Raw genomic sequence first — 13272 nt, 5'->3', positions numbered from 1 at the left:
AATTTGCGCAAAGATACTTTTTTTGGGATATAACCAGATGGCTTTATTTGTTGAATCGGTATAAAGTTTAGTATTTTTGGAAAAAAAATAAAATGAATAAGATTACTAAAATACTTGTTGCCGTTGCTATATGTCTGGCCGTGGGATATTTTTCAGGAACTGTAACGCGTTCTGCTATAACAGATTGGTATCCTACTTTGAATAAGCCAAGTTTTAATCCACCTAATTGGGTCTTTGCGCCTGTTTGGACACTGTTGTACGTGATGATGGGAGTGGCTGCCGGACTGGTTTGGGACCGAATTGCTTACGAAAGTGAAATTGTTCAAAAAGCCATGCTGTTTTTTATCATTCAGTTGGGATTAAACGCTTTGTGGTCCTATCTTTTCTTTGGTTTGAAGAATCCAATGTTGGCCGGAGTAGAAATTATTCTTTTATGGCTGATGATTTACGAAACCTATTTTCAGTTTGCTAAAATCAATAAAATTGCAGGGTATTTATTGATTCCGTATTTGGCTTGGGTGAGTTTTGCTGCGGTATTGAACGCAAGTATTTGGTGGTTGAATCGATAGAATAAAAATGACAATTGCAAAAATCAATAGCAATGTCAAATAAAAAACAAACGATTATTCCGGAGCGTTGATTTTCTTAAATTCAACGCTTTTTTTGTATAAAAAATCCATTAATTCAAGATCATTCGAATTTTTGGATAACATTTTTTTGGATTCGGGATCAAAATCGCAGAAAGTGAGGAAGGTTTCGATTTCTTCTTTCTTCAACTTTAGGTTTTCGGTATAGAATTTTTGATCAAAGTTAGTTGCTACAATCTCTTTGAATGGAACTATGGAATTTTCTTTTTTAGCAGGTTCTTTTTTAAGTTTTAGCATCTTAAATAAATCTTTTCCCATTCGAATAAAGTCAATTCCATTTTCAATTGTTCCCATATTCACGCCAATAACTTTTGGAGTATTTACGGCTTTTTCTAAAGCATATTTATCAAGTTTTCCTTGTTCCCATTTTTTATCTTTGCTCAACTTAATTGATGGCGTTTTAGTGATTACTACTTCTTTTAATTCTTCTGCTTTTAGTATTAATTCAATACTTAAATCTTTATTATTTAAGATGAAAGTATTTATTATGATTTTTTTAAGTTCATAGTTTTTGGTTATAAAAACGAGTGTGTCATTCATTTTTGCAACAATTGAAAAGTAGCCGTTAGCATCTGAAATGCTATGTGTTTTTGAGTTTGTATTGACAACATCTACCTTTGGAATTACATGACTATTGCATACAATTTTCCCTTTTATTGTTTGTGAAAAAATAAATGGAGAAGTAATAAAAAGAAAGAAACCAAGTAATTTTACTTTCATAGATGTTGTTATAATGTGTTGAAAGTAAAATTATTAGATTCTTCTTAATGAAAACTTACTAAATATGTAAAATCTTGTTAATTATTTTTTGTAGTAGAAATCATTTGGTGGTGTTTGGTTAAATTTTTTCTCCCTTAATGATTTTTTTGATTGTAGTTGCTATTCGTTCTACTTTAGTCTCATCTTTTTTTGCCGAATAAATCCAGTCAATGAAAGCTTTTTGTTCTCCTTCTTTTAGTTTGACAAAAGTTTCGTAAGCCAGCGGTTCGTCTTTGAGACAAACTACTAATTCGTCAGGAATTTCAATAGGTGAATCATCTTTGTATAAAATCACTTTTACATAATCACCTGCTTCTTTTTTAATTTGTTTTCTCACAGCAGCTTTCAATGGAAGGAATAATTTTCCATTCCCCATTGGCATAAGTTTGTAATTTTTGAATTCATAATCGTCAATGCTGCCCCGAACTTTTACCCAGCCAAAAGGAGCTTTTTTGTCCTGTAAAACCTCAGGAATAGCCGCAAATGTCCATCCTCCTTTTCCGGGGAATTTTTCTAAAAGATATTCTTTATTAACAATAGGTTCTTCCATAATTTCAGGTTGTTTACAGCGCTATTATTTTTTGAATTTATCGGTGTTTTCCCGAGCTCTAAAAATCACTATTTGCCTGATTAGCTCATAAGGCATAGGAGCATCAAGAGGAAATTGGACAGAACCTTTGCCTTGTTTGTATTTTGATAGTTCATTCGAAAATTGCTCATGCCCTGAAGGGGTAGCATACAAACCAATATGATTTTTATAAACAGCAAAATAAACTAAGGGTTTGCCAAATGTTTTGTAAGCCGGCATTCCATAAGAAATGCTTTCAACACAATCGGGAGCTTCATTTTTAATAATACTTCTTATTTCTTGAGCTATCTTTTGAATTGCAATTGGGAGTACGTTAATATATTCTTCTACTTCTTTCATTTTCAAAAAGCTATTCGTTGTTTGAAATTACGAAATCCCATTCGCTAAAATAAACCCACTTGTCCAGGCATTTTGGAAATTAAAACCTCCGGTAATTGCATCGATATTTACAATTTCACCTGCAAAATAAAGATTTTCATGCAGTTTGCTTTCCATGGTTTTGAAATTGATTTCTTTTAAATCGATTCCGCCGGCGATGACAAATTCTTCTTTAAAAGTACTTTTTCCATTGACCTGAAAAGTTGCATTTGTCAATTGGCTGGCTAGATTTTGCAATTGAATTTTGGATAAATCTGCCCATTTGGTTTCTGATGAAATACCGGAAGCTAAAACCAGACTTTCCCAAAGTCGGTTCGTCAATTCAAAAGGCGATTTTTTAGAGACCGTTTTCTTTACGTGTTCTTGTTTCAGGTCTTTCAGTAATTGCACAGCATCATTGGTTTCAACGTCATTAAGCCAATTCACAAAAATGCTAAACTGATAATTTTTATCATGTAAAATGCGTGCGCCCCAAGCTGATAATTTCAAAATTGCCGGACCGCTCATGCCCCAGTGCGTAATCAATAAAGGACCGGTTGAAGTCAGTTTTGTGTCTTTTACTTTTACTGTAGCTAATGCCGAAACACCGGGTAATTCCTTAATTCTGGAATCTTTGATGTTGAAAGTAAACAGCGAAGGAACTGGACTAATAATGGCGTGACCTTGTTGTTGCAACATTTCCCATATTTTAGGATTACTGCCTGTTGCCATGATTAATTTTTCGCAAACAAATTGTTGGTTTTGAGTATCAATTTTCCAGATGGTTTCCTTTTTGAAAATAGATTGTACACTTTGTCCGGTTAGGACTGTAATTCCCAATTTTTGAGTGGCTTTCAGGAAACAATCGATAATGGTTTGCGAAGAATTAGAAACAGGAAACATGCGTCCGTCTTCTTCGATTTTTAACTCTACTCCATGTTTTTCAAACCATTCTATCGTATCACCAGAACAAAATTGGTGAAAAGGACCTCGTAATTCTTTTTCGCCTCGGGGATAAAATTTCACCAGTTCGTTAGGTTCAAAACAGGCATGGGTTACATTGCAACGTCCACCGCCGGAAATACGGACTTTTTGTAAAACTTCGGTACCGCGTTCCAGAATGGCTACTTTCAACTTCGGGTTTTTTTCGACTATGTTGATGGCTGTAAAAAATCCTGCTGCGCCACCGCCAACAATTATTATGTCAAAATTTTGATTCATATTCTATCTGGGAAATCGGAGATGATTCCGTTTACGTTAAAGGATTGCATTCTTTCTATGTCGGCTGTTTTGTTTACTGTCCATGGATAAACTTCAAAACCGTTTTCCTGTAGTCTTTTAATGTTTTCAATGTTTAGTAATTGAAAATCAGGATTGATGGCTTTTGCCTGAATTATTTTGGCGAAAGCCAGAGCCTTATCTACATCTGTTTCGGTCAATACCGCAATTGGAATTTCAGGATTGACAAAATTAACTTCTTCTAAGGCATCCCAATTGAAACTGGAGACAATGAAATCAGTATAATTCCATTTTTTTTTATGGATATATTTTTCGATTAAGGCAACTACTTTGGCTGCCGTTTCAAAAGTTTTTAATTCGATATTGATAAAACAACGGCGGTCAGCCAAATCAAAAACTGCTGAAAGAGTTGGGATTTTTTCTTTGCCTTCAATGCTGAAATTTTCTAATTCCGCTCTTGTAAATGAGTTTACTAAACCTTTACCATTAGTTGTTCGGTCAATGGTTTCATCGTGAATCACCATAAGTTCGCCATCGGCACTTAAATGCACGTCGAGTTCAATGCCATCAACTTTTAAATCGATTGCTTTTTGAAAACTACTCAGAGTGTTTTCAGCTGTGTATCCTCTGGCGCCACGATGACCTATTTTGAGCATGGAATTTTTTTAACTACAAAGTTCGCAAAGTTTTAGGCAAGCTTCGCAAAGTTTGGGGTTTTATTTTCACAAAGATTCGATAAGTAAACACAGAGAAACACAAAGTTTTGTTCTTTTAAAAATGAAACTTTTCTTTGTGGTTGATTTTTGCTTCAGATTTTAAAAAAATCTTAGCTAATTTTGGCACGCAGATTAAACGGATTTCGGCAGATTTTTTTCTATTCTTTTGATGAAAAATAATTATGAAAAAGGCTTTAGCTAAATTCTAAAATAGAATTTTGGCTAAAGCCTTATCTGTTTTTGTTATTATCAATAGGGCTGAAGCCCTATTCTATTGAAATTAATTTTAATCTGTGTTAATCCGTTGCATCCGTTTTATCTGCGTGCCAATTATTATTCTAATTCTAAAATCAATCCTGATTTTCCTTCGATAGAAATAGCTTTTGATAAATCAAAATTTATGTTTGTTATAATTTCCTTCCCGGTTGTATAATTCCTGATGTTTTCCTGGAATCGTTCGGTGTCGATATTTTGATTTTCAGGATTATTATTGATAATTACCATGACACTTTTATTTGAATCGTACCTAAAATAAACATAAACATTGTTTTCGGGAATGTAATGTGTGGTTTTACCAAAATGTACCGCTTCGTTTGTTTTTCGCCAATGGAATAATTTGGAAGTGAAATCAAAATAGGCTTTTTGGCATTCAGAGCGGGTTTTATGATGAAAAGCGTTATTTTGATCGGTTTCCCATCCACCTGGAAAATCCCTTCGGATATCTGAATCGCCCAGATTTTGATCGCCTGTCATTCCAATTTCAGAACCATAATATAATTGCGGAATTCCACGCAAAGTAGCAAGCATAATCATTGCCATTTTGTATTTTCGAATGTCGTTATTGTAAATGTGATTCAATCGTCTGGTATCGTGATTTTCCCCAAAAATCAATAAGTTGTTGACATTTGGGAATAAAAAATCTTTAGAAAGAATATCATAAATTTTTGTAATTCCCTGATCCCAGCTGTCATCATCTTCGTTGAAAACAACTAGCAAAGCATCGGATAGGGCAAAATCCATCACGCTGGGTAAATGGGAATTGAAGTTCTGAATTTTTCCTATCGGGCTGTCTTTTTGCCAATAGGAAAGTAAACCCTGATTGCGCATCGTAATTTCGCCAACCAGATTGAAATTCGGGTATTCGTCAGTGATTGCTTTTGTCCACTTAGCAATATATTCCGGTTCGGAGTAATTATAAGTATCAACCCTGAAGCCGTCCAGATTAGCATATTCAATCCACCAAATAGCATTTTGACAAATGTAGTTAAACACTAGTGGATTGGTGATGTTCAAGTCGGGCATTGAGGGTACAAACCAGCCGTTCAGACAAATGTTTCGGTCAATTTTTGAGGCATTAATGTCGCTTATAGTACTTCTTTTATGATTGGTTTCGGTGTAATTTTCAAATTGATGAATCCAGTTTTTTGTGGGTGAATCCTGAAGCATCCAGTGCGATAATCCCCAATGATTTGTGACATAATCCATAACTAGTTTCATGTCTCTTTTGTGGATTTCTTCGGCTAAACGTACATAATCTTCATTGGTTCCAAAACGAGGATCAATTTTGTACACATCCGATTGAGCATAGCCATGATAAGAGAATTCTGCTTCGTTGTTTTCGCAAAGTGGTGTGCACCATATCGTGGTGATTCCCAGTGATTGTATGTAATCCAAATTTTGAATGATGCCTTCGATATCGCCGCCATGTCGTCCTCCGGGTAAATCCCGATTGTATTTTTCGACAGTAGTAATGTCGTTTTGATTGTTTGGGTTTCCATTAGCAAAACGATCGGGCATTAAGAGATAAATGCTGTCGGAAGAATCAAAACTTTTTCTGACGGAGGAGTTTTTTCTTCGTTTTCTTAGCTCATATTTTTGGATAAAAGTAGATTTGTCTTTTCGTTTGAAGATAAAATCAATTTGGGGTGTTTTTATTTTTTGAGTATTGATTGTTACGAAAAGAAAGTTCGGGTTTTCAGTGCGTTTTACATTGTTTACAGCAGTACTGTTTTCTATCGTAATTTGGCATTGAGCAATATTAGTTCCGTAAAAAAGGATTTGGAGTAGGGGATTGTGCATTCCGGAAAACCAAAAGGGAGGTTCAATTCTTTGTATTTGTGTGTTTAACTCAGTATTCATAAAAAATAGAGAAATTAAAGCTCATGGGTTAAAGTCAGAAAACTAATCGCGTACTCTTAGTTAACGAATGTAGCAAAAATATAGCATTTTGGTATGAATTTAATTTGAATAATTATTTTATAAAAATCAAAAGCTACCCGGTTTTCGAGTAGCTTTTGGTTTTTTATACAATTGAAATTAAAAAATTATAGTTTTTCATTTTTAATTTCGTCCACGATTTCCGGGTTTAATAATGTTGTAGTGTCCCCAAAGTTTGAAAAATCACCTTCGGCAATCTTACGAAGAATGCGACGCATGATTTTTCCGGAACGTGTTTTTGGTAATCCGGATACAAATTGAATCTTATCTAATTTGGCAATAGGTCCAATGTGATCGGCAATATGTTGGTTGATTTCTTTTGCCAAATTAGCTTTGTCTCGTTTTTCACCGGTTTCTTTCAGGATTACAAAACCATACAAAGCATTTCCTTTGATGTCATGAGGGAAACCTACAATGGCACTTTCAGCAACTGCCGGATGTTCGTTGATGGCATCTTCAATAGGAGCAGTTCCTAAATTATGTCCTGAAACAATAATTACATCATCCACACGGCCTGTGATTCTGTAATAACCTACTTCATCACGCAAAGCACCGTCACCACTGAAATATTTTCCTGGGAAAGTAGAGAAATAAGTTTCTTTATAACGCTTGTGATCGCCCCAGATAGTTCGGGCAATTCCAGGCCAAGGGAATTTAATACACAAACTTCCTACTACCTGATTGTCTTCAATCTCGTTGCGTTTTTCATCCATCAAAACAGCCTGAATTCCCGGAAGAGGTAAGGTAGCATACGTTGGTTTGGTTGGTGTAATAAACGGAATTGGCGAGATAAGAATTCCTCCGGTTTCAGTTTGCCACCAGGTATCTACAACCGGACAGCGTTTTCCGCCTACGTGGTCGTTGTACCAGTGCCAAGCCTCTTCGTTGATAGGTTCTCCAACGGATCCAATTACTTTTAACGAACTTAAAGGGTATTTTTGAACATAATCCAAACTTTCTTTGGCTAAAGCTCTGATGGCTGTAGGTGCAGTATAGAATTGGTTTACTTTATGTTTTTCTATTACTTCCCAAAAACGACTGAAATCAGGATAAGAAGGGACACCTTCGAAAATAACCGTAGTCGCTCCGTTTAATAATGGTCCGTATAGAATATAAGAATGTCCGGTAATCCAACCAATATCGGCAGTACACCAGAAAACATCATTTTCTTCGTAGTTAAATACGTTTTGGAAAGTGTAAGCAGTATAAACCATATAACCTGCTGTGGTGTGTACCATTCCTTTAGGTTTTCCAGTTGAACCCGAAGTGTAAAGGATGAACAATGGATCTTCGGCATCCATAATTTCTGCAGCATTGTTGTCGGAAGCTTTTTCTACAAGAGGAGCCAGCCATTGGTCACGTCCTTCTTTCAATTGAACATCCGTATTGGTTCTTTTAGCAACTAATACTTTTTCTACCGATGGGCAGTTTACTAATGCTTCATCAACAATTCCTTTTAAGTCAATTGTTTTGTTTCCGCGGTAACCTCCGTCAGAAGTGATAACCATTTTACATTCGCTATCGTTGATTCGGGCAGCAACTGCCGAAGCAGAAAATCCGGCAAAAACTACTGAGTGAATGGCTCCAATACGGGCGCAGGCAAGTGTAGCAATGGCCAGTTCCGGAATCATTGGTAAATAAATACAAACACGGTCACCTTTTTGAATACCCTGGCTTAATAATACATTCGCCATTTTGCTTACTTTTTGGTGCAATTCGTTGTAAGTGAATGATTGGCTGGCTTCGTCCGGGTTGTTTGGTTCGAAAATGATGGCTGTTTTATCTCCCTTTTTAGCCAAATGACGATCAATACAGTTTTTAGTAATGTTGACTTTAGCATCTACAAACCATTTGATTTCAGCTTCAGCCATATTAAAATCAACAACTTTGTCCCATTCCTGATACCAGGTAAAATTTTCAGAGGCAATTTTGTCCCAAAATTTCTTAGGGTCTTTAATCGATTTTTTGTATTCTTTGAAGTACTCTTCGAAATTACTTATCTTGTAACGACTCATGATTTTTGTTTATATTTAGTTTTGTTAGTTTATTAATTCTTGTACTTGTTCTACTAATTTTTTCAGCGAAAAAGGTTTGGTGATATAAAGGTTGGCTCCTAAAGCAAGTCCTTTTTGAATGTCTTGTTCTTTGTTTTTGGCTGAAAGAAAAACCACTTTACAGTTTTCTAATTCCGGGTTTTTCTTGATTTGTTCCAAAGTGCTGTAACCATCTACCATAGGCATCATCACATCAAGGATGATGATGTCCGGATGATGATTTTGTAAAGTGTCTAATGCTTCCTGCCCGTCGCGCGCTATGAATACTTCAAAATTATTTTTTTTGAAAGTGTATTCCAGCGACATTACAATATTGGGTTCGTCATCTACAATTAATATTTTCTTCATTTTTCAGATGTATTGTAATTGGGCAATGTAAAAGTAATGGTTGTTCCGTTACTTTTTGAACTTTCTGCCCATATTTTTCCTTTATGGTGTTCGATAATTTTTTTACAAATGGCTAATCCTAAGCCGCTTCCTATGGGTTTTTTGATGTTTTGATTTCGGGATTGATAGAATTTGTCAAAAACAGCTTCTAAATCTTCCGGATTAATTTCTTTTCCGTTATTGTGAATGCTTACCGACACAAAATCGGGATTTTCGATTAATTGAATAGTAATTTTTCCGGCTATGCTTTCGCAAAATTTAATCGCATTCGAAAATAAATTATGCAACACCTGAATGATGCGTTCTTCATCATAAAAAGCTTTTATTTCACGGGATTGATTTTTGAAATCAACGTAAATGTTTTTGTTAGCAATTAATTGTTGCAGCGATTCCAGAGTGTTATTAATAGTTTGAGAAAGGTTGTTTTTAGAAAGATAAATTTTTTGTTTTCCGGTTTCAAATTTTTCTAAATCCAATATTTTATCAATCAAACGATTGAGTCGGTCTGATTCTGAGATGATATTTTGCAGAAATTTTTGGCGAACTTCGGCAGGAATATTCTCGTCGTCGTGCAGAATTTCTGTTGCAGCTCTGATTGCCGTAATCGGAGTTCTTAGTTCGTGTGTAACAGTGTCGAGGAATTCGTCTTTTTGAATGTCTTTGTTTATGAGTTCTTTATTTGCAATTTGAAGTTGCTCAGATATTTTTTTTAATTCATTTGAGTTTTCAGTCAGCTTTTTATTGATAACAATATTTTCTTTGGATTCTTCCAGAATTCGTAAAACTTCGGGCAGACTTATTTTGTCTTCTTTGGTAACGCTGGCAATAACTATTTTGGCGGAAGCCGTACCAATATGTCCTGTCAATAAATTTTCGGCAAATTTGATAAAACGCGCATCGGCAATTTTGTTGTCTTTGTCGATGTTGTATTTCAGCTTAAAAATGGTCATGGCGCGTTGGGTTCTTTCAATTCCCAGAAAACGCTCTAATATTTTTTGAATGTCTGAAATATTCGCTGTTCCTTTCCAAACATAGGCATTCTCGTGATTAGTGATGTATTTGTCAATATCGACAAACATTTCGGCATAATTACGCTCCCGATAATTGCCACTAAAACTTACCGAAACCGCCATGTAACTTAAGAAGTTGACTAACAAACTCCAAAAAACCGCCTGTGGAATTGGCTCTAAATAATCCAGTCCAAAAAGCTGAAAAGGTTTCAGTAGTGCTATTCCCCAGGGACCTTCCTGAACAAAAGTACTTCCTGAATTTGTTGTTCCGAGGGCATAGGGAATTAATAAGGTGTAAAAACAAACTGAAAAGCCTAGAATGATTCCCGTTACTGCTCCTTTTTTAGAACCCCTTCGCCAGAATAGACCACCAAAAAAGGCCGGAGCTAATTGGGCTATGATAACAAAAGAAACCAGTCCGATGGAAACTAAGGTGTAGTCTAAAATAAAAACCCGATAGATAATATAGCCCAGAATGATGAGTGAAAAGATTCCTATTTTTCGACTAAGGACAATTCGTTTGATATTCTTTTCAGGTGAGGTGTTTTTTAATGAACCAATAAAACCATACGGAATTAAAAGGTTGTTACTAAGCATGGTTGCCAGTGTGATTGAAGAAACAATAATCATTGAAATAGCAGCCGAAAATCCTCCTAGAAAGACTAAGACTGTCAGGAAATTATTGTTGAAATATTGCGGAATCAATAATGAATAAGTGTCTGAGTTAAGTCCTTGATTTTCAAAAAGAATGTTTCCTCCCCAGGCAATCGGGAAGACAAAAATATTAAAAAGCAATAAGTAGAGTGGGAGTAACCAAATGGCCGTTCGGATGTGTTTTTCCTGATTATTTTCGACAATCGCAGTGTGAAATTGTCTTGGTAAAATAAAGATGGCAAACATAGAAATCAAACAAAGGAAAAACCAGTTGAGTCCGTTAGTTAAATTTCCGATGGTATTTTTTTTGTCAAAATCTTCTAAAACGGATGCTTGTTTGTAAATATCGTCAAAACCGTCAAAAACAAAGTAAGTAACATAGATACCAATGATTAAAAAGAATACTAATTTAAGAATCGATTCAATGGCAATAGCGGTTACAATTCCGCGTCTTTTTTCGGAAGCATCTACATATTTATTACCATAATAAGAAGCAAATAAGGCCAGAGCAATACAGATATAGGTAGTATTGTCTGTAAAAATATTGGAACTCGCCTGTGTTTTTGTTACAACATGAAAAGTATCGGATATGGCTTTTAGTTGTAAGGCAATATAGGGAACAATTCCAAAAATAGAAATTAAAGTAACTAAGGCGCCCAGTGATCGGCTGTTACCGTATCGCAACGAAATAAAATCGGCAATACTGGTTATTTTATTGACTCTGGAAATTCGAATGATTCTTTTTAAAATAATAATCCAGGTGGGAATGATAATTATTGGTCCCAGATAAATAGGCAAATAATCCAGACCCGTTTGTGCCGCTAAACCTATGCTTCCGTAATAAGTCCAGGCAGTACAATAAACAGCCAGCGAAAAGGAATAGACATAAGGATTGTTAGTCCATTTAGAATGACTTCTTTTTTCAGACCAATGTGCAATGTAAAAAAGCATTACGACATAGATGGCCAGAATTAATAAGAGTCCCAGACTACTCATAGTATCTTTTAATAATTAAGTAGGTGATACCAATGGAGAATAAGCAAGCCGAAAAGATGTAGATATAGGTCACGGGAAAGCCAAACAGGGCTTTTGAACTGTCAAATAAGAGAATAAGCGGAATGTTCAATGCTAAAATCATTAGCATCGAAAGGATAATTAATTTTTGTTCATGTCTTTTTTTCATCGAAATAAAAAATATAATGCACTTTTAGTGCATTATATGAATGTTATTATAACCACCCCGCCCGTTGGGCACACCTCCAAAGGAGGGGAATAACGCTCGGAATTCCCCTCTTTTAGAGGGGTGGTCGAAGACCGGGGTGTTTTATAATGGTAAAACCTGTTTGCCCAGTTTTTCGTTGATTACAATTGCTGCTGCTTCATAAAAAGCAAAAAAGCCGCATAAAATTCCTTCGTAACCTGCAATGGTATGAATTTGTTCGCTTCCTGTAAAACTGGCAGCAGATAATAGTCCAAACAGAATTACAAGTGATCCAAAAATCAATTTTCCAATAGTGTTTCCGTTTAATGTTCCTATGAAAAAAGCAAATGTAAACAAGCCCCACATTCCTAAATAGCATCCCATCGAAGCACCGTCAGGTTTGTTTACTCCCATTAACGGCAGTAACCATAAAGCAACAAGAGATAACCAGAAAAAACCATAAGAAGTAAATGCTGCCATGGCAAAACCATTTCCTTTTTTCCATTCCATTATTCCGGCAATAACCTGTTGGGTTCCCCCAAAGAATATTCCCATACCCATAATCATAGCGTTGAGGTCGAAGAACCCTGCATTGTGGATGTTTAATAAAATAGTGGTCATTCCGAAGCCGAAAAGTCCCAGTGGTGCCGGATTGGCCGTAGTGTCTTTCATTACTTGTTCCATAATTGGTTTAAATTTTTAAGGTTGTTTTGGGTTAAATAGACCGGCAAATTCAGATTTTTTGTTTGTATAAAAAAATAAGATATATATAATTGTAAAGAATATAGTTATTTTTTAAATCGTTCCCATTTGATAAGCATGAATTTATCGCCAAGTTCGGTAATAATCATTCCTGCGCCTGAGATGGTTTCTTTGTTTTTGATGTATTCGACTAATTCTAAGTGGTTTAAAATTTTATAAGTAGGGTGGTAATTGGAATTAGCCGGTTTTTTAATGTTGAATGATTTGATCCAATTACTGATACTCACATGCGAAACACCAATAATGCGTTCTATTTCTCTGTAGCTCAGTCCTTCGAGATAAAGTTGTAAAGCTTTGGTAACATAGTAGTCGTCTATTTTTTTACCCATTTTACTCACGGTAAAAAAGTAGTTGCAGTTTTTGCATAAATACCTTTGTTTTTGCTTTATAACACCACTTTTTACTATTTTATTTTCCTGGCATTTTGGGCAGTTAATGTCTTCCATGTATATAAAATTTGCATAAATATACTAAATTAGCAAATATCTTGTAATAAAACGCTTTTTATTATAATGTAGTAATGAATTTTGCAGAAAAACAGCTTTGTTGCTATGGCAAAAATAAGGGATTTAGCTTTTTTTTATACGAAATAAAAAAAAAGTTATAATTTAATGAGTATATAATAAAAAAGCTGTCCTTTATATAAGAAAGAACTTTTTTTGAATGTGATTTTGGTTAGT

The 13272-nt window shown here is 35.1% G+C and carries 13 protein-coding genes; 1 reads left to right on the top strand and 12 read right to left on the bottom strand.

Features of this window, described 5'->3' with window-relative positions; all coding sequences use genetic code 11:
• Positions 1-92 precede the first annotated feature (92 nt).
• Entirely contained in the window at positions 93-569 is a 477-nt protein-coding gene (locus IEV84_RS01250; RefSeq protein WP_188491643.1) for a TspO/MBR family protein, read from the top strand.
• A 54-nt stretch (positions 570-623) separates the two neighbouring features.
• Here the strand turns inward: IEV84_RS01250 and IEV84_RS01245 are convergent, their stop codons facing one another.
• The 12 genes from IEV84_RS01245 to IEV84_RS01190 all read right to left on the bottom strand — a co-directional run bounded on the left by IEV84_RS01245 (position 624) and on the right by IEV84_RS01190 (position 13038).
• Complete coding sequence (locus IEV84_RS01245) at positions 624-1367, bottom strand: BamP family beta-assembly machinery protein (protein WP_188491641.1); 744 nt, start codon at positions 1365-1367, stop codon at positions 624-626.
• Between the two features lie 118 nt (positions 1368-1485).
• Positions 1486-1956, bottom strand: coding sequence for a DUF1905 domain-containing protein (locus tag IEV84_RS01240; RefSeq protein WP_188491639.1), 471 nt, complete (start codon positions 1954-1956; stop codon positions 1486-1488).
• Between the two features lie 24 nt (positions 1957-1980).
• Positions 1981-2334 carry an iron chaperone gene (locus IEV84_RS01235; RefSeq protein WP_188491637.1) on the bottom strand — a complete coding sequence of 118 codons (354 nt, stop codon included), beginning with the start codon at positions 2332-2334 and terminating at the stop codon, positions 1981-1983.
• Between the two features lie 27 nt (positions 2335-2361).
• On the bottom strand, positions 2362-3573 hold the full coding sequence (locus IEV84_RS01230; RefSeq protein ID WP_188491635.1) for a BaiN/RdsA family NAD(P)/FAD-dependent oxidoreductase: 1212 nt from the start codon (positions 3571-3573) through the stop codon (positions 2362-2364).
• Positions 3570-4247, bottom strand: a complete 678-nt coding sequence (locus tag IEV84_RS01225; protein WP_188491633.1) for a glycerophosphodiester phosphodiesterase — start codon at positions 4245-4247, stop codon at positions 3570-3572. Before IEV84_RS01225 ends, IEV84_RS01230 begins: the two co-directional genes overlap by 4 nt.
• A gap of 393 nt (positions 4248-4640) precedes the next feature.
• On the bottom strand, positions 4641-6446 hold the full coding sequence (locus tag IEV84_RS01220; protein ID WP_188491632.1) for a glycoside hydrolase family 13 protein: 1806 nt from the start codon (positions 6444-6446) through the stop codon (positions 4641-4643).
• Positions 6447-6631: 185 nt separating this feature from the next.
• A complete protein-coding gene (acs, locus tag IEV84_RS01215; RefSeq protein ID WP_188491630.1) occupies positions 6632-8539 on the bottom strand; it encodes an acetate--CoA ligase in 1908 nt (635 codons plus the stop codon).
• Between the two features lie 24 nt (positions 8540-8563).
• Positions 8564-8926, bottom strand: coding sequence for a response regulator transcription factor (locus IEV84_RS01210; protein ID WP_188491628.1), 363 nt, complete (start codon positions 8924-8926; stop codon positions 8564-8566).
• On the bottom strand, positions 8923-11625 hold the full coding sequence (locus IEV84_RS01205) for an ATP-binding protein (RefSeq protein ID WP_188491626.1): 2703 nt from the start codon (positions 11623-11625) through the stop codon (positions 8923-8925). The genes IEV84_RS01210 and IEV84_RS01205 overlap by 4 nt, the downstream gene beginning before the upstream one ends.
• Positions 11618-11812 (bottom strand): hypothetical protein, encoded by a 195-nt coding sequence (locus IEV84_RS01200; protein ID WP_188491625.1) that lies wholly within the window; start codon positions 11810-11812, stop codon positions 11618-11620. The genes IEV84_RS01205 and IEV84_RS01200 overlap by 8 nt, the downstream gene beginning before the upstream one ends.
• A gap of 141 nt (positions 11813-11953) precedes the next feature.
• Positions 11954-12514 carry an acetate uptake transporter gene (locus IEV84_RS01195; RefSeq protein ID WP_188491623.1) on the bottom strand — a complete coding sequence of 187 codons (561 nt, stop codon included), beginning with the start codon at positions 12512-12514 and terminating at the stop codon, positions 11954-11956.
• Between the two features lie 104 nt (positions 12515-12618).
• Positions 12619-13038, bottom strand: coding sequence for an IS1/IS1595 family N-terminal zinc-binding domain-containing protein (locus IEV84_RS01190; protein ID WP_188491621.1), 420 nt, complete (start codon positions 13036-13038; stop codon positions 12619-12621).
• Positions 13039-13272: the final 234 nt, after the last annotated feature.

It is taken from the genome of Flavobacterium palustre (assembly GCF_014639535.1).
Classification (GTDB): Bacteria; Bacteroidota; Bacteroidia; order Flavobacteriales; family Flavobacteriaceae; genus Flavobacterium; species Flavobacterium palustre.
Note: the sequence above shows the minus strand (reverse complement) of the source record. Positions and strands in the feature narration are given on the sequence as shown.